Source organism: Devosia sp. LjRoot16, from assembly GCF_964252795.1.
Taxonomy (GTDB): domain Bacteria; phylum Pseudomonadota; class Alphaproteobacteria; order Rhizobiales; family Devosiaceae; genus Devosia_A.
In genome coordinates, this window is the sequence record NZ_CAXUPH020000001.1 from 1,113,520 (window position 1) to 1,135,192 (window position 21,673).

Annotated in this window: 18 protein-coding genes and 2 riboswitches; of the genes, 13 read left to right on the forward strand and 5 right to left on the reverse strand. The window is 65.1% G+C overall.

What is annotated here, in order from left to right:
* Positions 1-60 precede the first annotated feature (60 nt).
* The 11 genes from ACSQ23_RS05225 (at position 61) to ACSQ23_RS05275 (ending at position 13,571) form a co-directional block, all read left to right on the forward strand.
* On the forward strand, positions 61-258 hold the full coding sequence (locus ACSQ23_RS05225; RefSeq protein ID WP_436090568.1) for a DUF2188 domain-containing protein: 198 nt from the start codon (positions 61-63) through the stop codon (positions 256-258).
* Positions 259-711: 453 nt separating this feature from the next.
* Complete coding sequence (locus ACSQ23_RS05230; RefSeq protein ID WP_436089969.1) at positions 712-1,758, forward strand: aldo/keto reductase; 1,047 nt, start codon at positions 712-714, stop codon at positions 1,756-1,758.
* A gap of 197 nt (positions 1,759-1,955) precedes the next feature.
* Positions 1,956-2,432, forward strand: coding sequence for an iron-responsive transcriptional regulator RirA (rirA, locus tag ACSQ23_RS05235; RefSeq protein WP_055873572.1), 477 nt, complete (start codon positions 1,956-1,958; stop codon positions 2,430-2,432).
* Positions 2,433-2,900: 468 nt separating this feature from the next.
* Positions 2,901-4,715, forward strand: a complete 1,815-nt coding sequence (locus tag ACSQ23_RS05240) for an ABC-F family ATP-binding cassette domain-containing protein (RefSeq protein ID WP_436089970.1) — start codon at positions 2,901-2,903, stop codon at positions 4,713-4,715.
* A gap of 9 nt (positions 4,716-4,724) precedes the next feature.
* Positions 4,725-5,225: a hypothetical protein gene (locus ACSQ23_RS05245; RefSeq protein ID WP_436089971.1), complete on the forward strand. Its 501-nt coding sequence runs from the start codon at positions 4,725-4,727 to the stop codon at positions 5,223-5,225.
* A gap of 264 nt (positions 5,226-5,489) precedes the next feature.
* Positions 5,490-5,597: riboswitch (guanidine-I (ykkC/yxkD leader) on the forward strand.
* Between the two features lie 59 nt (positions 5,598-5,656).
* Positions 5,657-7,489, forward strand: a complete 1,833-nt coding sequence (locus ACSQ23_RS05250; protein ID WP_436089972.1) for an oligopeptide/dipeptide ABC transporter ATP-binding protein — start codon at positions 5,657-5,659, stop codon at positions 7,487-7,489.
* 12 nt (positions 7,490-7,501) lie between these two features.
* Positions 7,502-8,356: an ABC transporter permease gene (locus ACSQ23_RS05255; protein WP_436089973.1), complete on the forward strand. Its 855-nt coding sequence runs from the start codon at positions 7,502-7,504 to the stop codon at positions 8,354-8,356.
* Between the two features lies 1 nt (position 8,357).
* The gene (locus ACSQ23_RS05260; protein ID WP_055873581.1) at positions 8,358-9,347 is read left to right on the forward strand and encodes an ABC transporter permease; all 990 of its coding nucleotides are present in this window, start codon (positions 8,358-8,360) and stop codon (positions 9,345-9,347) included.
* A gap of 227 nt (positions 9,348-9,574) precedes the next feature.
* Positions 9,575-9,682, forward strand: a riboswitch (guanidine-I (ykkC/yxkD leader).
* A gap of 59 nt (positions 9,683-9,741) precedes the next feature.
* Complete coding sequence (locus ACSQ23_RS05265; protein WP_436089974.1) at positions 9,742-11,289, forward strand: ABC transporter substrate-binding protein; 1,548 nt, start codon at positions 9,742-9,744, stop codon at positions 11,287-11,289.
* Positions 11,290-11,401: 112 nt separating this feature from the next.
* Positions 11,402-12,358 (forward strand): MBL fold metallo-hydrolase, encoded by a 957-nt coding sequence (locus ACSQ23_RS05270; protein WP_436089975.1) that lies wholly within the window; start codon positions 11,402-11,404, stop codon positions 12,356-12,358.
* A 181-nt stretch (positions 12,359-12,539) separates the two neighbouring features.
* Positions 12,540-13,571: an aldo/keto reductase gene (locus ACSQ23_RS05275; protein WP_055873590.1), complete on the forward strand. Its 1,032-nt coding sequence runs from the start codon at positions 12,540-12,542 to the stop codon at positions 13,569-13,571.
* 212 nt (positions 13,572-13,783) lie between these two features.
* Here ACSQ23_RS05275 and ACSQ23_RS05280 read toward each other — a convergent pair whose 3' ends face one another.
* Positions 13,784-14,758 (reverse strand): LacI family DNA-binding transcriptional regulator, encoded by a 975-nt coding sequence (locus ACSQ23_RS05280; RefSeq protein ID WP_407065054.1) that lies wholly within the window; start codon positions 14,756-14,758, stop codon positions 13,784-13,786.
* A gap of 285 nt (positions 14,759-15,043) precedes the next feature.
* Here ACSQ23_RS05280 and ACSQ23_RS05285 point away from each other — a divergent pair, with 285 nt between their 5' ends.
* Complete coding sequence (locus ACSQ23_RS05285; protein ID WP_436089976.1) at positions 15,044-15,610, forward strand: hypothetical protein; 567 nt, start codon at positions 15,044-15,046, stop codon at positions 15,608-15,610.
* Positions 15,611-16,038: 428 nt separating this feature from the next.
* Positions 16,039-16,248, forward strand: a complete 210-nt coding sequence (locus tag ACSQ23_RS05290) for a hypothetical protein (RefSeq protein ID WP_055873599.1) — start codon at positions 16,039-16,041, stop codon at positions 16,246-16,248.
* A 189-nt stretch (positions 16,249-16,437) separates the two neighbouring features.
* On the opposite strand, the gene ACSQ23_RS05295 is transcribed toward ACSQ23_RS05290, so the two are convergent.
* From ACSQ23_RS05295 to ACSQ23_RS05310, 4 genes are all read right to left on the reverse strand, one after another.
* Complete coding sequence (locus ACSQ23_RS05295; protein WP_436089977.1) at positions 16,438-17,802, reverse strand: FGGY-family carbohydrate kinase; 1,365 nt, start codon at positions 17,800-17,802, stop codon at positions 16,438-16,440.
* Positions 17,799-18,791 carry an ABC transporter permease gene (locus ACSQ23_RS05300; RefSeq protein ID WP_055873606.1) on the reverse strand — a complete coding sequence of 331 codons (993 nt, stop codon included), beginning with the start codon at positions 18,789-18,791 and terminating at the stop codon, positions 17,799-17,801. Before ACSQ23_RS05300 ends, ACSQ23_RS05295 begins: the two co-directional genes overlap by 4 nt.
* 145 nt (positions 18,792-18,936) lie before the next feature.
* On the reverse strand, positions 18,937-19,944 hold the full coding sequence (locus ACSQ23_RS05305) for an ABC transporter permease (protein ID WP_244488388.1): 1,008 nt from the start codon (positions 19,942-19,944) through the stop codon (positions 18,937-18,939).
* Positions 19,941-21,446, reverse strand: a complete 1,506-nt coding sequence (locus ACSQ23_RS05310; RefSeq protein ID WP_055994667.1) for a sugar ABC transporter ATP-binding protein — start codon at positions 21,444-21,446, stop codon at positions 19,941-19,943. Before ACSQ23_RS05310 ends, ACSQ23_RS05305 begins: the two co-directional genes overlap by 4 nt.
* Between the last annotated feature and the right edge of the window lie 227 nt (positions 21,447-21,673).

Sequence of the window (21,673 nt, forward strand, 5' to 3'; positions counted from 1 at the left end):
GATAACGCGGCATTGCGCACGCTGGTGTCCTCGTAACAGGATCGGCGCACGCAACAGATGATGCAGCCCCTCCGATTTCTCGTCTCCCCGAACCAGGGTCGCTGGACCCTGAGCGTCGGCCCTACCGTCCTCGCGAACCACTCAACGCTGGATCGGGCGGTCCGCGCCGCGGTCGACATGGCCCGGCGGACCCGAGGAGATAACCGGGTCTTTCTTGAAAGCGAGGATGGGCGGGTGCAGCAGCACTGGCCGGCCTGATGACGGGCGCCGCGTCGTCTCGGTCAGCCGTTCGATCCGCCAGGTCGGGAACATCTGCCCCATGATGGCAGCCATCTGCGTGTGGGCTCGCATCAGCCGCACGGCGTAACCGGGCTCGATGCTGACGATGCTGGGAATCTCCTCGGACTGCACCACGATGCTGCTGAACATGCCGAAGCGCCTGATGTCGCCCCTTGGCAATTGCACGATGTAAGCGATCACCTCCACCACCTCCGAGCCGTAGAGTAAGGCGGTCGTGCTGACCGTTGCCTGACGACCCGGGTAGCGGTTTGTTAACTCACGCCAAAGCGGGTTGCGAGATCAGCCCCTGGAAGGCTCTTCTGCCGGTCTCTGTCCCCGCTTCCGGCGGCCGGCGCTCCGTCGTGCCTTTGGACACTCCCCATTGTCATCGCGCTGGTTTAGGGTCCGCGCCGACATTTCCTGGAGGGTAGCATGGACTATCGATTGCTCGGCCGTTCCGGCCTCAAGGTCTCGTCGCTGTCGATCGGCACGGCGACGTTCGGCGGCGATGGGTTGTGGGGCGATACCAACGTCAAGGAGGCGCAGCGCCAGATCGACCTCTGCCTCGACCAGGGCGTCAACCTGATCGACACCGCCAACGTCTATTCGGGGAGCGTCTCGGAAACGATCATCGGCGAGGCGCTGACCGACGGGCGGCGTGATCGGCTGCTGATCGCCACCAAGGTGCGCTTCCCACGCGGCAAGGGGCCCAATGATCGCGGCCTCAGCCGCTGGCACATCATCCGCGAGGCGGAAGCGTCGCTCAAACGGATGAAGACCGAGGTCATCGACCTCTACCAGGTGCATGAGTGGGACGGGCAGACGCCGCTCGAGGAAACGCTGGAGGCGCTCGATACGCTCGTCCGCTCGGGCAAGGTCCGCTATATCGGCTGCTCGAACTATTCGGCCTGGCACCTGATGAAGGCGCTCGCCACCTCGAACGAGCGCAACTACCAGCGCTTCGTCTCCCAGCAGATCCACTATACGCTGCACTCGCGCGAGGCCGAATTCGAGCTGATCCCGGCCGGGCTCGACCAGGGCGTTTCGGTGCTGGTGTGGTCGCCGCTGGCCGGCGGGTGGCTGTCGGGCAAGTACACCCGCAACTCGAAGCCGAGCGATGGCCGGCAGGTGCGCGGCTTCAAGGAGCCGCCGATCTATGATCCGGAGCACCTGTGGAAGATCGTCGATGTGGTCAACGAAGTGGCCGGCGCGCATGGCGTCTCCGGCGCGCAGGTGTCGCTGGCCTGGCTGTTGAGTAAGCCGATCGTTGCCTCGGTGATCGTCGGCGGCCGCAATATCGAGCAGTTCGAGGACAACCTGAAAGCCGCCGAGCTGCAGCTCACCGCCGAGGAACTGGGCAGACTCGACGCGGTCAGCCAGCCGAACCTCCCCTACCCCTACTGGCACCAGAACTTTACCGCGCAGGATCGCCTCAGCGAGCCTGACCTGGCGCTGCACCGGCCCTATCTCGACAAATGATGCGATGTGCGGGCGGGCCGATCTCCCCCGCCCGCACAATCCTGAACGCAGGCGTCATGTTTTCTTGACTAAGTTTAGAACCGTTATAAACTGTGGGCGGTTCCAGACCCCATCCAGCCGCAGAGATTGCCCGGTATCCGGGGCTTTGCGTGGGGAAGCAGCAAGAAGTCGGCGTGACGCGCCGAATCGGAGATTCGATGAGACTGACTCGCCAGTCCAACTACGCCATCCGCACTCTGATCTATTGTGCGGTCAATGCGCCCGGCCTCAGCCGGGTCGCCGACATCGCCAAGGCACATGCGATTTCGGAACTGTTCCTGTTCAAGCTGATCAAGCCGCTGGTTGAAAACGGCCTGATCGAGACGGTGCGCGGCCGCCGCGGCGGCATCAAGCTCGGCCGTCCGGCCGAAGAGATCACCCTGCTCGACACCGTCCGCCTTACCGAAGAGAGCTTCTCGATGGCCGAGTGCTTCGAGGATGGCGACGTGACCTGCCCCTTGGCCGACAGCTGCGACGTCAATGCGGCGTTGCGCGAGGCACTGGGCGCGTTTTTCAACGTGCTCGAGAGCTACACTATCGCCGACCTCGCTTCGAAGCGGCGGTCGTTGCGGGATCGGCTTGGCCTCAAGTTCGAAGATATGGAGCCGGTGCTGATCCGCGAAGCGGCGCACTGAACCCTCTGACTTAGCGGCGGATGCCGGACCGACTCCAACCGTCCGGCATCCGCCCTTTCGCCACACGCGCCCGACCCGAAGGGCGTTGATCGTGCGGCGGAACCCAGTCTCTCTCTGGGGTTGCCGGCAGACGGACAAAGGCCCAAACCCATGGCCCTCGCTCACCTGCCCGACCTGCCCCGAAGCCCGAGGCCGGGCGCTTTTGCCAAGTGGCAGTTGAACGGCTTGTGACTCTGGCCGTCAGGCTCGGTTCATTCATCTTTGGCAGCAACAGCAGTTCGCCGCGGCAGAAGCGCCGAAGTGCTTCAAGTCTTTGATTTGGCGCGTCTCCGAACCGGTAACGTCTGCAATCCCCGCCTTCGCGAGGACAGGCATTTTCTTGAAAGCGCTCCAGCGCGGCACCCCCCGCGTTGATCTCGCGGCGGCCCCATGCTCTATGCCCCCGAACCTATTGAACTGGACTAGCCGATGGCCGCCGCGCCCATATTGTTCCTGCAGCAAATCCGCCTGCGTCTGGGCTCCAGCGAGCTGCTGGAGGGCGCCGAACTGTCGCTGCTGCCGGGCGAGAAGGTGGCGCTGGTCGGCCGCAACGGCTCCGGCAAATCGACGCTGCTGAAGATCGCCGCCGGCGAAATCGAGCCCGATGGCGGCCGTCGCTTCCTGCAGCCGGGCGCCACCATCCGCTATCTTCCGCAGGAACCGGATTTGTCGGGCTATCCCAACGTGCTCGCCTATGTCGAAGCCGGCATGCAGGCGGGCGACGATCATTACCGCGCCACCTACCTGCTCAACGCGCTCGGCCTCACCGGCAACGAGGAGCCACATCGACTCTCCGGCGGCGAGGCGCGCCGCGCCGCCCTGGCCCGGGTGCTGGCCCCCGAACCGGACATTATCCTGCTCGATGAGCCGACCAACCACCTCGACCTGCCGGCCATCGAGTGGCTGGAGAACGAGCTTTCCAGCATCCGCTCGGCGCTGGTGATCATCAGCCACGACCGGCGCTTTCTCGCCGACCTCACCCGCTCGACCGTCTGGCTCGACCGCGGCGTCACCCGCCGCCTCGACAAGGGGTTCGGCGGCTTCGAGGAATGGCGCGACCAGGTGATGGAGGAGGAGGAAACCGCCCGGCACAAGCTCGACCGGCAGATCGTCCGCGAGGAGCACTGGCTGACTTATGGCGTCACCGCCCGGCGCAAGCGCAACGTGCGCCGGCTCGACGGGCTGTTCGCGCTGCGCCAGGAACGGCGCGACCTGAAGCGCGGCGTCGGCGAGGTGAAGATCTCGGTCGCCGAGGGCGAGACCTCGGGCAAGATGGTGATGGAGGCCAAGGATATCTCGAAGGCCTTTGGCGAGCGGGTCATCGTCAAGGATTTCACCACAAGGGTGATCCGGGGCGACCGGCTGGGGATCATCGGCGCCAATGGCGCGGGCAAGACCACCCTGATCAAGCTGTTGACCGGCGAGCTGCCGCCCGACAGCGGCACGGTGCGGCTCGGCGCCAACCTCGAACTCGCGAGCCTCGACCAGCGCCGCGCCACGCTCAGCGCCGACATGACGCTCAAGGAGGCAGTGACCGGCGGCGGCTCGGATACCCTCGTCATCAACGGCCAGCCCAAGCACTTCATGGGCTATCTGAAGGACTTCCTGTTCGGCCCCGAGCAGGCCGGCACCGCGGTCAGCAAGCTGTCAGGCGGCGAGCGTGGCCGGCTGGTGCTGGCGCGGGTGCTGTCGCTGCCCTCGAACGTGCTGGTGCTGGACGAACCGACCAACGACCTCGACCTCGAAACGCTCGACCTCTTACAGGAAATGCTGGCCGACTACCCGGGTACAGTGATCGTCGTCAGCCACGACCGCGATTTCCTCGACCGCGTCGCCACCTCAGTGGTGGTGTCGGACGGCGGCGGGCAATGGACCGAGTACCCGGGCGGCTATTCCGACATGGTGAGCCAGCGCGGCTATGGCGTCACGGCGCCCGCCAGCGCCCCGAAGCCGAAGGGTGGACGGCAGGCGGCACTGCCGCAGACCAGCTCGCATCCCGCCGCCAAGCAGAAGCTCAGCTTCAAGCAGAAGCATGCGCTCGAGACCCTGCCCAAGGAGATCGCCAGGCTCGAAGCCGAGATCGCCAAGCTCAATGCGGTGCTGGCCGATGGCAACCTCTATGCCCGCGACCCGCAGAAGTTCACCGACACCGGCAAGGTGCTGGAAAAGGCCCAGGCAGCGCTCGGCAAGGCCGAGGACGAATGGCTGGAACTGGAAGCCCTGCGCGAGGAAATCGAGGGGTAGGAGCTTCCGATGAGTGGACGCCTATCAACGGCCATCAGGATCGGCGACGCCGCGATGGCCATTCTGCGGAAGACCAAGACCTTTCCAACCACAGGATTCGGGGACGGCGCGGACCCGAGCAACTCCGAACATATCGGCGTGGAGCCGATGCTGCTTGCGCTTGCAATGGAGTTGTCACTCAAGGCGTGGCTCGTCTTCGACAATGACCATCCCAAAGTGCCCAAAACCCACGATCTAGAGGCGTTGTTTGAACGGCTGAAGCCCGAAAGTCAGGAAAAGTTAGATACGGAATTCAAGCGATCGGTAGCCCCCTTCCACCCGAACGGGTTCTTCATCGACTACAGCATCCGTCACATCCTTCATCAGCATAAAGATGCGTTTGTTGATTGGCGCTATCTTCACGAACCAAAGAATACGAGCTTCCAGCACAGTGCCTTTGAAGCGACACTCGTGATGGTGCTTGCAGAGTTCCGAAAGAGGTATCGCATAGAGCCAGCAAAACCGTACTGATCGCTGTGATCTGCCCACCGCAGGCCGGAGGAAAGCTGGCCGTTGCCGGTTCGGCAGCTGCCACCTTCCGCTTCGCGCCAAAAGCGGACTCACAGCTTGGATTGTGCCAGGCGCATCCAATGCTGTCGGCCACCGCCGTTATGCCAATCCAATAAGCAAGGCGATGTGCGTTGCTCAGAATTGGAGCAGCGTGGATGCATCGACCCGCATAATTCCATAGTTTCTGGCCGTTCCCGCCTGGCACGGAGCTTGCTTCACTAGCTGAGAGTTGGTGGCTAGGGTTCCGGCGCTTCGGCGCGGCTGGTCCGAGAGCTGCCACTGGTCGGGAGAGACATCCCGCCAGGTGCACGGCGGGACAAAAGCCCGGGAGACCTCGTTAGCCAAGGGATTGGCGAGCGTAGCGTCTCGTCATCCCTCAACGTGAGGGAACGATGACTCTTCCAGCGACCGAACCCGAAGCCCCTGTTCTTTCCATCCGCGGCCTCCACGTCCGCCTCAGCCGCGATGGCCGCGCCAGCACTGTGCTCGACGGCATCGACTTCGATCTCGCCCCCGGCGAGGTCGTCGCGCTCGTCGGCGAGAGCGGCTCCGGCAAGTCCACCATCGGCCTGACGCTGCAGGGGCTCCTCCCAGCCGAAGCGCAGCCCGAGATATCTGGCAGCATCCGCCTCGCCGGGCGCGAGATCGTCGGCGCCAAGCCGCGTGAGTTGCGCGACCTCCGACTTAGCCTCGTCCGCGCTGTCCCGCAGGATCCGATGGGCGCGCTCAACCCCACGATGAGCATCGGCGCGCAGTTGCGTGAGAGCGGGCTCAGCGCCGACGAAGTGCTCGAGTGGCTCGCCCGCACCGGCCTGCCCGACCCCAGGCGCATCGCCGCCGACATGCCGCACCGCCTGTCGGGCGGCCAGCGCCAGCGCGTGCTGATCGCAATGAGCATGGCGGCAAAGCCGCGCGTGCTGATCGCCGACGAGCCGACGACTGCACTCGATGTCACGGTGCAGGCGCAGATCCTGACCCTGCTCCGCGATCTCGCCCGTGAGCACAACACCGCCACGCTCTTCATCACGCACGACCTCGCTGTCGCCGCCGAACTCGCCGACCGGGTGATGGTGCTTTATGGCGGGCGCGTTGCCGAAGTCGGGCACACCCGCGCGCTGATCGCCGCGCCGTCGCACCCTTACTCGGCGGGCCTCCTCGCCGCCCGCTTCGATCTCGATTCCGACCGCGGCCGCCAGCTTGGGACGCTCGCCTCCGAGCAGTTGCGGGCCCGGCCGAGCGGCGCGCACTGCAACTACGTCACCCGCTGCCCCCTTGCCGAAGCCGAGTGCTCCGAGCGCAAGCCGGACCTGGTGCGCCGGCAGGATGGGCGACAGGTCGCGTGCTTCCAATCCAATCGGGTGCCGGACCTGCTCGCCCGCGCTCGCGAAGCTCCGAGCTGGCCCGAGGCATCGGCGAGCGAAGCCAATGCGCTCGAGCTCTACCGCATCGAGAAGAGCTTCGGCCCAAAGCGCGGGATCGTTCGTCCTGCCCGCCAGACCCAGGTCCTCGCCGGCATCGACCTCAGGATCCAGCAAGGCGAGTGCGTCGCGCTCGTCGGTGAAAGTGGCTCGGGCAAATCCACCCTACTCCGCATCGCGGCGGGCCTCCTCGCCCCCGACGAGGGCGACGTATCATGGTTCGGCGGCATCCCGCCGCAAGTGGTGTTTCAGGATGCCGTCGCGGCGCTTACACCCTGGCTCACCGTCGGCGAACAGATCCGCGACCGCCTCCGTCCGCTGGGGCTTAGCCGGCGTGAACAGGACAATAAGGTCGCCGAAGCGCTGAAGCTCGTTGGCGTCGATCCGGCGCTGCAGCACGCCCTGCCGAGCGAACTTTCTGGCGGCCAGTGCCAGCGCATTACCGTCGCCCGGGCCGTGGTCGTGCCGCCAAAGCTGCTGCTCTGCGACGAGCCGATCAGCGCCATGGACGTTTCCCTCGCGGCGCAGACGCTCAACCTCCTCGGGAGCCTCCGCCGCTCCATGGGCATGGCCATGCTGTTCGTCACTCACGATCTCGCCGCCGCCCGGCTTATCGCCGACCGCATCGCGGTGCTGGAGAAAGGCCATCTCGTCGAAGTCGGCGAGGCTGATCAGGTCATTTCCGCCCCGCAGGCGCCCTACACGAAAATGCTGGTCGGCGCCGTGCCGCGCTTGGAGGGCTCTCAGGAAAAGTTGCAGACTTTTCCACCTCGAGAGCGCGACCAATCAGATGCTCTAGCCAGCTGACCGAGACCGACAATGGCCCTCGCAACCGAACTCTCCGCCTCCACCGCACCCCCCGCCTTCGCGTGGCTCCGCCGCGTCGGCTGGCTCGAACGCATCGGCCTCGCCGGTGTGTTCGTCATCACGCTCGTCGCCATCTTTGGCCCGTTTTTCGTACCCTACGACCCGATGCTGCGCGTCGCCGCCGCCTACCTGCCGCCCGGGGCCGCGCACTGGTTCGGCACCGACGAAATCGGCCGCGACCTGTTCTCGCGCGTCGTCCTCGGTGTCCGCTACACCTGGCTCCCGGGCCTCGCCGTCATCGGCATCGCCTTGCTCATCGGCACGGTGATCGGCGTCTTCGCCGGCATGGTCGGCGGCTGGGTCGATGCGCTGCTGCAGCGGGTGGTGGAGCTGTTCCTCGTGCTCCCCTCGACGCTGATCGCCCTCGCTGTCGTCGCGGCGCTCGGGCCCGGCCTCATCAACACCATGATCGCCATCACCATCTTCTGGTGGCCGTGGTATGCCCGCATGGCCCGCGACGAAGTCCGCCGCATCCGGGCCCGGCCGCATGTCGAGGCAGCCCGCATCGCCGGGGTGAAGGGCTCGCGCCTGATGTTGCGCTACCTCTTGCCGGGGGCGGTGCCGGCGCTGGCGGTGGCGGCGACGCTCGATGTCGCCAACATCATCCTGACCCTGTCGGTGATCTCCTTCCTCGGCCTCGGCCTCCCCGCCCCGGCCCCCGAACTCGGCGCCATGACCTCACGCTCGGTCGACAGCCTCACCGTCTACTGGTGGCTGCCCATCATCCCGGCGCTGGTGATCTTCGTAATGTCGATCCTCGCCAACCTCGCCGGCGACGGCATCCGCTCCGCCCTTCGAGGTGCATGACATGCTGGCATATCTCGCCAAACGCCTCGGCGGCCTCGTCCTCGTCCTCGTGGTGATGAGCTTCATCGTCTTCTGCCTCCAGGCGATCATTCCGGCTGACCCGGCCCGCGCCCTTGCCGGTCCCTCGGCGCCGGTCGAAACGATCGAGCGCATCCGCGCCGAACTCGGCCTCGATCAGCCGCTGCTGGTGCAATACGGGCAGTTCATGAGCCGCCTCGCACAGGGCGATCTCGGCACCTCGATCCGCACCCGGCAGCCGATCGCAGCCGATGTGCTGAAATACGGTCCGGCCTCGCTCGAGCTGATCGTTTTCGCCATGCTGCTGGGCACCAGCTTCGCGTTCCTCCTCGCCTTTGCGCAGACGACGATGACCCGCTCGGGCGGCGTACGGCTCGGCATGCTGGCGGCAGGCTCGTTCCCGATCTTCCTGACCGCGCTGCTGCTCGCCTATTTCCTCTGGTTCAAGCTCGGCTGGTTCCCCGGCAGCGGTCGCCTCGACATCCGCCGCTTCACCGGACCGACCGGCTTCTTCGTCCTCGACGGGCTGCTGCTGGGACGTCCCGACATCGCCCTCAATGCCATCTGGCACCTCTTCCTGCCGGCACTGGCCCTGTCGGTCCCGATCGCCATTTCGGTGGGTCGCTCGCTCAATTCGGCACTCGTCGATGTGATGCGCCAACCCTATATCCGCACCGCGCGCGGCAAGGGCCTCAGCGGCGGCCGCATCTTCTTCCGCCACGGGCTGCGCAACGCCGCCTCGGCCCCGCTCGCCATGCTCGGGCTGCAGGTCGGCCTGCTGTACGGGAACCTCCTGATCGTCGAGCGCATCTTCTCGTGGCCGGGACTCGGCCTTTACACCGTGCAGTCGTTCGGGAGTTCCGACCTGCCGGCGGTGCTCGGCATCGCCATGGTGTTCGGGGCGTTCTACATCCTCGTCACGATGCTGGTGGAAGTGCTGCAGTCGGTGGCGGACCCGCGGATCGCGCTTTAGTAAGCCTCGGTCTCTCGGTGATCCTCCCCGCTGCGCAGGGGAGGACCACTGCACCATCCCGTCATACAACGAGCCACATCACGCCTAACAATTGTGCAGATTTGTTCTGTCGCATATTTTTTGGTCATATCTAACCGCTGATGTCGTCAATCGCGGTCGCAATCATCAGCAATTCCAATCCCTTACCGATTCCACACCACTGGCATGACCCTTGCATCGTCATGCCTGAGACTGGTGGCTAGGGTTCCGGCGCTTTTTGCGTGTCTGGTCCGAGAGCTGCCACCGGCGGGCGCCACAGTCCGCCGGACGCACGGCGGGACAAAAGCCCGGGAGACCTCGTAAGCCAAGGGATTGGCGACGATGGTCCGTCGATCCCTGTTCAAGGGAGCGACTCATGTCGTCAACAATGAAACCATTCAGCCACGTCACGGGCCGGCTGCTTGCCGGCGCTGCACTTCTCGCCATCCTGTCCGCCGGCGCTGTCCAGGCCCAGGAAACCCTGCGCCTGCCGATCGCCACCGATTTCGACTCGTTCGATCCGGACAATGCCTTCGAGATGGACGGCCTCGCCGCCATCAACAATGTCTACGAGGGTCTCGTCGAATACGTGCCGGGCAGCGCCGAAATCCGCGGCCTCCTCGCCAAGGACTGGAGCATCTCGGACGATGGCCTGACCTACACGTTCAATCTCGTCGAGGGCGCGAGTTTCCATGACGGCACGCCGTTCAACGCCGCAGCGGTCAAAACCTCGTTCGAGCGCCGCCGCGACAGCGAGCTGATCCTCAGCTACTTCCTGTGGAACGTGAAGGACATCGCCGCCCCGGACGACAAGACCGTCGTCATCACGCTCGGCATGCCGCAACCCTCGCTGCTCGACAGTTTTGCGAGCCCCTGGGGCCCCAAGGTCATCAGCCCCAAGGCGCTCGCCGACAATGGCGGTGGCAAGGCGGCCGGCGCGTGGCTCGACAGCAACGCCGACGGCACCGGGCCGTTCAAGCTCACGAGCTTCGAGCGCGGCCAGGGCTACACGCTCGAGCGCAATGACAGCTACTACGGCAAGGCGCCGTTCTTCTCGACCATCGAGCTGCCACTGGTGCCCGATATCGGCCAGCAGGTGCTGAACCTGCAGGCGCAGGAAACCGACGCGGTTCCCGCCAACTACCCGTGGGCCCAGCTCGCCTCGCTTCCGCCCGAGCTCGAAGCAATTGCGGCGCCCAGCACATCGGAAATCATCGGCTTCGTGAAGCCGACCGGGCCGCTTGCCGACCCTGAAGTCCTCAAGGCCTTCCTCACCGCCATCAACCCGGCGACCTGGGTGGCAGACGCCTTCGGCGCCTACGGCCATCCGGCCAAGTCGGTCTATCCCGAGGCCATGCTCGACCCGGTAGCCCCGGTCGTGTTCCCTGATGATCTCGAAGCCGCCAAGGCCACGGTCACAGCCAAGGGGCCGGTCACCCTCACCATCGGCATCAGCACCGAAGAGTCGAACGCGCTCGGCCGGGTCGGCGACCTGCTGGTCGCGCAACTCGCCAGCATCGGCATCAACGCCACTGTCACCATCCTGCCGCAGGGCGCCGCATTCGGGCTCAAGGACAATCCGGATGGCCCCGACTTCTACATCGGCAAGCTGACCCCGGATGCGCTCCATCCCGAGAACCAGTCAGGCATCTTCTTTGCCTCAGGCGCGCCGATCAACTTCTACGGCCGCGGGCTGCCCGAGGCCGATGCGCTGCTGCAGGAAGCCGGTACGCTGACCGATATCACGGCGCGCAACGCGCTCTACGAGAAGGCAGGGCATCTGTATTTCGACAATGGCCTGTTCATCCCGCTGGTCGGCGTCGACGACGTGGTGGTCGCCCCCAAGGGCCTCGTCGATCTCGACCTCCGCGCCGCCTATGCGCCGGGCAATATCGACTACGGCTCGGTGCGCTGGGCCGAGTGACCATCCGGGCGGTCGTCGCGGAGTGCTTTCAGGAAAGGTTGCAGATTTTTCCGCCTCGAAAGCACGACCAGGAAGATGACCGCCCCTATCTCATTGAGTGACCGGAGGCATCATGCCGAGCAAGACGGACATCGTCCGCGAACCCTTAGTGCCGAAGCTGCGCGTTTCGCACATCAACGACTACCTGATCTGCTTCTACGATGGCCGCGACATCGCCGACTATCCAGAGTGGATAAAGGGCAACATCGACATGAAGCTCGGTGTCTGCAACTACGTGCTGCACCGCGGCGACAGCGCCATCGTCTTCGACACCATGGTCTATGGCGAGCAGATGGAAGCCATCGACGCCTATATCCGCGAGATGGGGATCAAGCATGTCTCGGTGATCAACTCGCACTGGGACTGCGACCACATCGCCGGCAACTACCTCTATAAGAACGCCGATATCATCGCGACCAATCGCACCCGCTGGAAGCTGCAGGCCTATGCACCGCAGATGCTGAGCGGCGAGATCTGGGGCGCGGGCGATCCGAACTATCCCGGCGTCAAGGAAGTCGTGCTGCCGAACCGCACGTTCGATGGGCGGATGACGGTGTGGCTCAAGGACCTGCAGATCGAGCTGATCGAGACCTTCGTGCACCAGCTCGGCCACCTCGTCGCCTACCTGCCCAAGGACAAGATCCTGCTCGCCGCTGATGCGGTGGAGGACACGGTGACGTTCAACACGCCGGCCATGACCAGCGAAATCGCGGCGCAGATCATGACCTATCGCTCGCTGCTGGCGATGGACGCCAGATCCATCTACCCCTGCCACGGCCGGTTCGAGGTCATCGACAATGGCGGCTATACGCAGGAGTTCACCGAGGCGATCCTCGACTACAATGTCCAGTTGCTGAAGCGGAAGGACGAGCCGGACTACCTGACCGCCCCGCTCGAAAGCTTCATCCAGCCCTGGATCGATCGCGGCGTTCTCGCCATGCACGAGCCCTATCGCTGGCTGCACGGCAACAACGTCTCCCTGATCGACAAGTCCTATGGCGGCCGTTCGACCCCGGCAATCCCAGAGTGACGGTCAAGCCAGGCTGCCCGCTCCTCGGGAACACAAGGCAGTCGGGCGGGTCGCGGCTCTGCGCTATCGGCTGAGCCGCGGCCAGCCTGATGGCCACCCACCCTTCGATAGTTCGACTCGACCATGACAGCCGCACCGACTATGAAGTCGCTTGAAGCGATTCAATCGATCGAGGGAAATCATGCAGTATCGTAAGCTCGGCAATAGCGGCGCCATTGTCTCATCGCAGACCTTGGGCACCATGACGTTCGGGGCCGAGGCGGATGAGGCGACATCGTTCCAGCTGATGGACGACTATGTGGCGGCGGGCGGCAATTTCCTCGACACCGCCGACGTCTATTCGGCCGGCACATCGGAAGAGATCGTCGGGCGCTGGCTGAAGGCCCGGCCGGAGGCGGCCAAACAGGTGCTGGTCACCACCAAGGCGCGCTTCCCGATGGGCGACGGGCCGAACGATCTGGGGCTGTCGCGCCGTCATCTCAACCAGGCGCTCGACGCCTCGCTGAGCCGGCTCGGGGTTGAACATATCGACCTCTACCAGATGCACGCCTTCGATGCGCTGACCCCGCTGGAGGAGACGCTGAGGTTCCTCGACGACGCCATCCGCAACGGCAAGATCGGCTATTACGGCTTTTCCAACTTCATCGGCTGGCAGCTGACCAAGGCGTCGTGGATCGCCAAAGCCGGCGGTCTCGCGCCGCCGATCACGCTGCAGCCGCACTACAACCTCCTGGTCCGCGATATCGAGCACGAGATCGTACCGGCGGCGCTCGACGCCAATATCGGGCTCCTGCCCTGGTCGCCGCTCGGCGGCGGCTGGCTCACCGGCAAGTACAAGCGCGACCAGATGCCGACGGGTTCAACACGGCTGGGGGAAAACCCCAACCGCGGGCAGGAATCGTATGGACCGCGCAATGAGCAGGAACGGACCTGGCGCGTCATCGCTGCCGTCGAAGCGGTGGCAAAATCGCTCGGTGTCCCGATGGCGCGGGTGGCGCTCGCCTGGCTCGCCGATCGCCCGGCCGTCACTTCGGTGATCCTCGGCGCCCGCACCCGCGAACAGCTCGCCGACAACCTGGCGGCCGCGGGTCTCAAGCTCGATGCCGAGCACACTCAGCAGCTCACCGACGCCAGCGCCCCCGAAGTCGCCGACTATCCCTATGGCAAGGGCGGGGTGAACCAGCGGCACCGGAAGATCGAGGGTGGGCGGTAGGCGCCGGCTAAACCCTGAGCGTGGGGCTACCCCCACCCAGCGACGCTAGTTCGCTTCGCTCGCAAGCTTTGCTGCCCTCCCCACAAGGGGGAGGGAGACGCAGGAACCGAGAGCTTGCAGTCGGATCTCCCTCCCCTCAGGGCGCTACCGCGTCCCCTTGTGGGGAAGGATCAAGGGTGGGGGTGGCCCCGCGCTCTGCAGGCCGTCTTCAGCTAGAACCAGATCTCCGGCTCATGCAGAATCTGCAATTGCTCGGCCGGTTCGCCATTGATGCGGCGGAGCAGCAGTTCGCCCATCTGCTTGCCGGCCAGCGCCGTGTCTTCGAAGATCGCGTCGACCTTGGGCCGCACCTGGCTGAAGATGCCGGAGGTCTGCTTCACCACCATCTGCACGTCCTTGCCGATCTCGAAGCCGGCATCGGTGATTCCGGCCATGATCGACAGAGCCGCGGCATCGCCGGTGCAGATGAAGCCGTCCGGCGCATCCGGTTCGGCAATCCGCCGCATGGTGGCAAGGCGGATCTGGTCGGCGGTGTTATCGAGCGTCGCGCCATCGATGATTTCGTAGTCGAGCCCAGTCTCGCGGATCGCCGCCATGAAGCCATCGCGCAGGTGGTGGCCGAAGCTGAAGCGGTCGGGCGGCAGGATGATCGTCACCTTGCGGCAGCCCTTGGCCTTGAGCCGCATCACCGCGTGGTGGGCGAAAGCATAGTTGTCGTAGTCGACATAGGGGTGGGCCGAGGGGAAAGCCGTGCGGCCATGCGAGACGAAGGGGAAGTTCTCCTCCATCAACAGCTTCACCCGGTCGTCGTCCGGCTGGGTGCGCGAGAAGATCACCCCGTCCGCTGCCTTGTTACGCAGGATATAGCGGATCGGATCGATCGGCGCCCCGCCGGTGAACATCGGGGTGATGACCAGATGATAGGGCGTGCCGCGCAACGCCTCGGTCAGCCCCGACACCATCGACTGGCCGAAGCCGAGGATTTCATCATGCGGGTCGAGAATCAGGCTGACCACATGGGTGCGCCCGGTCTTCAGCCTCAGGGCCGTGCGGTCGGGCACATAGCCGACCTCGGCTGCGATCTTCTGCACCCGGACGCGGGTTTCCTCGGACAGCTCCGGGGCGTTGTTGAGGGCCCGCGAAATCGTGGTGATGGCGAGCCCGGTCATTTCGGCAATGGTGCGCAGGGTCGGTTTGCCGCCCGGCTTGCCGGCGGCGCGACGCGGCTGGCGAGCCTTGGCGCGCTTGTTGTCGCGCGTCTCCGTATCGGCCAACGATGTCCTCCCTCGAACGGATGGTGCCTACTCGCGAGGCATTTTGGGTGAGCGGCGATGCTCCCCCAGGATCCGCTCAGGCGTAGCTCAACATGTTATGCAATCGATTTCAAGGCGGGAAGCCCACGCCCCTTATCCGGTTGGCATACTTTCGTAGCAACCGTTGCGTCGAGTGAAACTCCGGGTAGAGTTCGGCCCATGCTGTTCCGCACCAAAGACCTCGAAGCCATTTTTGGCGGCCGGTGCACGCTGGCCTTCCGCCGCTGGAAGAAGCCGACGGTGAAGCCCGGCGGTACGGTACGGACGGCGCTCGGCATGGTCGGCATCGATTCGGTCGAAGCGATCGAGCCGGGCGAAGTCACCGAGGACGAGGCGCGCGCTGCCGGCTACAAGGACCGGGCTGGCGTCATCGCCATGTTCGAGGCGCAGCAGGGCACCTGCTACCGTATTCGCCTCCACCCCGCCGGACCCGACCCGCGCGAGGCGCTGCGCGAAGCCGAACCAGATGCTCTCGAGTTGGAGACGCTGGCAGTCAGGTTGCTGAAGCTCGACAAGGCGGCGCCGACGCCGTGGACGAAACAGGCACTGCAACTGATCGCCGACCATCCCGGCATCGTCTCCACCACGCTCGCCGAAAGCGCCGGCATAGAGCGAGCCGAGTTCAAGCTCAACATCCGCAAGCTCAAGGCGCTCGGGCTCACCATCAGCCTCGAAGTCGGCTACCGGCTGTCGCCGCGCGGGGAGGCGCTGCTCGCCACGCTCTGAAGTTTTCGTCCGATCGAATCTGCCGGGCAGGAAATTTCGCTTTCATGCTAGCTATTTGGAACGGCTGGGGCTGGCGAAACCGCCGAGGCTCACCTATCTTTCCGCCAGCGTCGACGAAAGCCGGATAGACCTCGGGGCCTCGACGCCGTACAAGTACCCGATGGCGGACTCAGCTTCGCCACACAAAAGCTGCGGGCGACGAGCTAGTCTCGTCCGCATTGGAATCACCCAGGCCATCGGCCGCCGGAAGGAGACGAACATGCACTTCGCTATTCGCACCACTCTCCAAACCGGGCTTATTGGTAAATGGGTAGATCGCTCCAACGGGTGTTACCGACCCAAACGAATGTGACCTCTGTCACCCATTCGTCTCACAGTTCAGGTAACACCCCGGCCGTCCCCAGAGACGTGCCGATGGAGGTCATTCCATGCAGCATGCCCACTTCGAAAAGCCACATAGCGCCAAGCCCATAGCTGTCGATATCGACGGTGAACCAAAGGGCGTCCTGGTCGCGCACGATGCCGGTTTCCGCTTCCTCGCCGTCAAGCTCGACGCGTTCGGAGTGGATGGCCAGGTGTTTGCATCGATCGAAGCCGCCGAGGCGGCCGTCCGCGACGCACTGCGTCCGGAAGCGTGATCCGTGAAGCGCTCGCCGCAGGTGTTGCACCGGCAGTGCCACCGCGCCCCCTCGCCCCTCTGGGGAGAGGGCTGGGGTGAGGGGCGCCAAGCGCACCGGACCATGCGTGAGCAATTGAAGCGCTAACCACTCTTCGGAGTGCTTGGCTACCCCTCACCCTAACCCTCCCCCCAGAGGGGAGAGGGGACGCTAGCCCACCAGCTTTCGCCACGCCGCCGCATACGCGGCCGCCGTAGCATCCCCCTCGACCAGCACCGGCGCATGTCCGTCGGGCCGCGGCCGATCCATTCGCGCCAGCAGCGCCGCGCCGATCGAGGTGCCAGTGGCGCTGCGCTTTACCGGCTCCACCGGCCGCCCGGTCGCCGCCGCCAGCATCCGCAGATAGAGCGCGTTGCCGGCGAATGGTCCCTCGACCACCGTGTGGTTCTCGGCGCCGGTCAGCCTGAGGCATTCGGCTGTCATCATCGCCAGGTAGAACGAGGTCACGACATAGACCTCGTCATCGCCGAGCGTTTCGCGTGGCTGGCTCCACTGTGCCTCTCGCCCGGGGAACGGGCCCGAACCCTGCACCACCGACGGGGTCAGGAGGATCGCCTTGTTCAGTACCCGCTCGATGGTCTCGGCCGAGGGCTCGCGCGGCGTGGTCAGCATCTCGAATTCGCGTCCGCCCATGAAGCGCGCCGACGGCACCGGACGGCCCAGCGCATCGATATTGGCGAGGCAGTCGCGCTTGAGGTCGAGATTGTCGATGTCGCCGCCGGGCGAAGCGACGATCACCCAGGTGCCGGTCGAGACCAGCCCGAATGGCGGATCGCGCTCGAGGATGTGCGGCAGCAGCGAAGCGTTGGAATCGTGGATGCCAGAATAGACCGGCAGCGGGCGTTTGAGCCCCAGTGCCGCCGTCACTTCGGGCAAGGTCACGCCGAGCACGTCGGAGGCCGGCCGCACCTCGGCGAACTTTTCGAGCCACCCCTGTTTCATCACCAGCGACGAATAGAGGTTGGTGGTGAAATCCCACAGGTCAGTGTGGCAGCCGAGCGAGGTGATCTCCTCGGCGGCGACGCCGGTCAGCCGGAACGACCAGTATTGCGGATAGGTCAGGATCCAGCGGGTGCGGGCGAACTCGGCGGGGAAGGCCCGCGCCTGCCAGAACAGCTGCGCTCCGACATTGAGCCCGCCGGGCAGCCGCGGGGTGAAGCTCTCGGAGAAATCCGGACGGGCCCGGTCGTACTCACCCCAGAACTGGTCGGGACCGGCGAACTCGTAATCGAGCACCGGCAGCGACAGTTCGCCATCGGCGTCGAGCAGCGCCGCCGAGGCGCCATGGGTGGTGACGCTGATGGCATCGAGCGGGAACTCGGCGTTGAGCTCGCGCAATGCGCCGATGACGAAGTCCCAGAGGCCGTCGATGTCGAAATGCGGATACTTGCCGTCGCGCAGCACAGTATTCGGCCGCTTGCGCACAGCGATCTCGGTGCGGCTGTCGAGATCGACGACCGCCACTTTCGCATTGGACTTGCCAATGTCGATGACCCCGACGGTGCTGACGGTCACTTGCGAACCATCCGGTAGACGATGGGCAGGGCGATCACCACGATGAGCAACAGTCCGATAAAGATCGACATGACGATACCGGGGACATTCAAGAGCCCGAGGCCGAAGGTGACAAGCCCCATGATGAAGGCGGCGATCACCACGCCGACGATCGAACCGGCGCCGCCAAGGATGGAGACGCCACCCAGTACAACCATGGTGATGACCTCGAGTTCCCAGCCCTGGGCGATCGACGGACGGGTGGAGCCGAGGCGGCTGGTCAGCAGCACCGAGGCGATGCCGGCCATCAGCCCGGTCAGACAGAACAGCACGAACTTGACGCGCTCGACGCGGACGCCGGAGAACTGGGCGGCGGTCGCATTGTTGCCGATGACGAAGATGCGGCGGCCGAAGCTCGTCCGGTGCAGCGCCACGTAGTAGATGGCGGCCGCTGCGATAAAGAGCACGAACTCGAACGACACCACCCACCAGACATAGCCCTGGCCGAAAAAGGCGAAGCTTTCGGGGTAGCCCTTGAAGGCCTGGTCGCCCAGGACGATGAAGCTGATGCCGCGGAACAGGCTCATCGTGCCGATGGTGACGACGATCGAAGGCAACCCCAGCCGGGTGACGAGGAAGCCGTTAAAGGCACCGCAGGCGAGCCCCGTGCCGATGCCGATGGCGACAAGCCCCGGCGTATCGATGCCGAACTGCAGCGCAAAGCCCATCGCCGTCGAGGCCAGTGCGATGATTGCCGCGACCGACAGATCGATCTCGCCCGAGATGATCAGCAGCGCCATGGCGAGCGCGATCAGCGCCTTCTCGGTGAAGTTGAAGGTCGCATCGCTGAGCGACCAGGGCGACAGGAAATAGGGCGAAGCCAGCGAGTTGACGATAAAGATCGCCACCGCGACGACGAGCAGCAGACTGGGCCAGCTGAACAGCGCCGAGCGCAGCGGATTGTCGAGCCGATCCGGAACGTGGCGGGTGGTGGGGGTCTGGTCGTTCATTTCAGGAAATCCAAGGGGCCAGCCCCAAACGCGGTGTCATTCCCGCGAAAGCGGGAAACTCTGTTTTCGCGCGCGCCGAGGGTCCGGTAAACGGAGGTTCCCGCTTTCGCGGGAATGACCCGGTGGGTGGCAAGCGAGCAGTGCATCATGCTGCGCCTCCCTCCGCCCGCTTCAGAATGATGCGGCCGGTCTTCTTGCCGGCGCGGGCGTTGAGGATGACGGCGAGGATGATCGCGGCGCCCGAAATGGCCATCTGCCAGAACGGTGAGACACCGATCACCGGCAAAGCCGAGCTGATGACGCCGAGGAACAGCGCCCCGAGCAGTGCACTGCCGACCGTACCGACGCCACCGGCGATCGAGACGCCGCCGATAACGCAGGCGGCGATCACCTGCAGCTCATAGCCCACTGCCGTTTCGGAGGAGGCGATGACGTAACGCGACACCCAGAGGTAGCCGCAGAGCCCGGCGACGAGCCCCGAGATACAGAAGGCGATGAACTTGGTGCGCCCCACGTTGATGCCGGCATAGACCGAGGCGGTCGGGTTGACGCCAATGGCGTAGATCGAGCGGCCGATCGGTGTGCGGGTCATCAGCACATAGAATGCGGCGGCAATGAGCACCGCGGACCAGCTGAGCAGCGGTAGGCCGAGCAGTTCAAGGCGGGTGATGGAAATGAAGTCAGGCGTCATCTCGGCGGCGTTCACCCACTGCCCGCCAGCGACCAGAAAGGTGGTGCCGCGATAGATGGTGAGGGTGCCCAGCGTTACGACGATCGCCGGGATATCGAGCTTCCAGACGAGGAAGCCGTTGATGGCGCCGAGCGCCAGCCCGAGCAGCGGCGCCGCGACGATCAGCAGCGGCACCGGGATCCACGGCATGGTGGAATTGAGCAGGGCGATGACCATGCCCGAGAGCGCCACGTTGGCGGCAATCGACAGGTCGATCGAGCGGGTCAGGATCACCACCATCTGGCCGAGCGCCAGGATCATCAGGATGGCGGTGTTGTTGAAGATATCGGCAAGATTGGCCGGAGCAGCAAAGCTCGGGGCGCGGGTGGCGATGGCGCCGATCATCACGGCGATGCCGATGGCGAGCCAGAACTCGCGAAGACGCAGCACGCGCGGCGCGAGCGCAAAGATGTTGCGCATCATGCCGCCACCTCATGGGCGCCGATGGCGCGCTTGACCAGGCCGTCGGCGGTCAGGTCCCGGTTGTCGAGCACGGCGTCGATGCGGCCGGCGCGCATCACCACGACGCGGTCGGACATGCCCATCACTTCGGGCAGTTCGGACGAGACCATGATCACCGCCAGCCCCTCGGCCACCAGTTCGGCCATGAAGGCGTGGACGGCGGCCTTGGAGCCGATATCGATGCCCTTGGTCGGCTCGTCGAGGATGATCACCTTGGGTTGCGTCGCCAGCCACTTGGCGATCACCACCTTCTGCTGGTTGCCGCCCGACAGCGTGCCGGCGTTCTGGCTCAGCGAGGCGGCGCGCAGGTCGAGCCGCTCGGTATATTTTCGGGTCAGCGCAAACTCCTCGGCCATCCGCAGAAAGCCCTGGCGCGACGTCTTCTTGAGCGAGGGCAGCGAGACGTTCTGGACGATCGGCAGGTCGACCACGACGCCCTGCTTGCCGCGCTCCTCGGGCACATAGACGATGCCCGCTGCGATGGCGTCGGCGGGTGAGCGCGGCTCGAACGGCGCGCCGTCGAGCGTCATCGCGCCACGTGACGTCCGGGTCAGCCCGAAGATCGCCTGCATCACCTCGGAGCGGCCGGCGCCGACGAGGCCGTAAAAGCCGAGGATCTCGCCGCGCCGGAGCTCGAAGCCGATATCGTCGAACTCGGTGGGGTGGCTCAGGCCATCGAGCTTCAGCACCGTGTCGCCGATGGCCGGAGCCCGCTGGGGGAAGATGTGATCGACCGAGCGGCCGACCATCATGCGGATAATGTCGTTCTGCGGCGTCTCGCCGATCAGGCCCTTGCCGACCATCTCGCCGTCGCGGAACACGGTGAAGCGGTCGGCGATGCGGTAGATCTCGTCGAACTTGTGGCTGATGAACAGCACGGCCTTGCCGTCCTCCTTCAAGAGCTCGATGAGGACGAACAGGTCCTCGATCTCCTTGTGGGAGAGCGCCGCAGTCGGCTCGTCCATGATCACCACTTCGGCGTCGATCGACATAGCGCGGGCGACCGCGACGAGGTGCTTGTTGGCGATCGACAGGTCGCGCAACCGGGCCTCGGCATCGATGTGGCCGGCGCCCATGTCGGAGAGCACGCGGCGGGCATTGCTGCGCATCAGCGTCCAGTCGATGGTGCCGAAGCGGGTTTTTGGCGCATGGCCCAGGTAGATGTTCTCGGCAACGCTCAGATCGTCGAACAGCACGGTTTCCTGGTGGATGGCGGTGATGCCGAGCTCGAACGCCTTGTGGGCGGAGCTGAGGCTTACCGGCTTGCCGTCGAGCACGATCTCGCCGGCATCGGGCTGGTAGATGCCGGTGAGGACTTTCACCAGCGTCGACTTGCCGGCGCCGTTCTCGCCGATCAGCGCGGTCACCTCTCCCGGATAGAGCTCGAGGCTCACCTCATGCAGCGCCCGCACGCCGGGAAAGGACTTGGTGACGCCGGAAAGGGTGAGCTTGGGTTGGGACATGCTTGTCATTCTACTTGGTAAGGCACCACGTGGCGCCACCACACCAGCTGTCATCCCTGCGAAAGCAGGGACCCAACTCCGCGGCGAGGGCCTTGCCCTCGTCCGCCAGCTGGGTGCGGGCGGTGACATGGGTCCCTGCTTTCGCAGGGATGACAGCCCGTGGGCTGGGTGAGACCGGGGCCCCAATGTAGAAGCCCGGCGACCAGAGCCGCCGGGCCTATTCATCC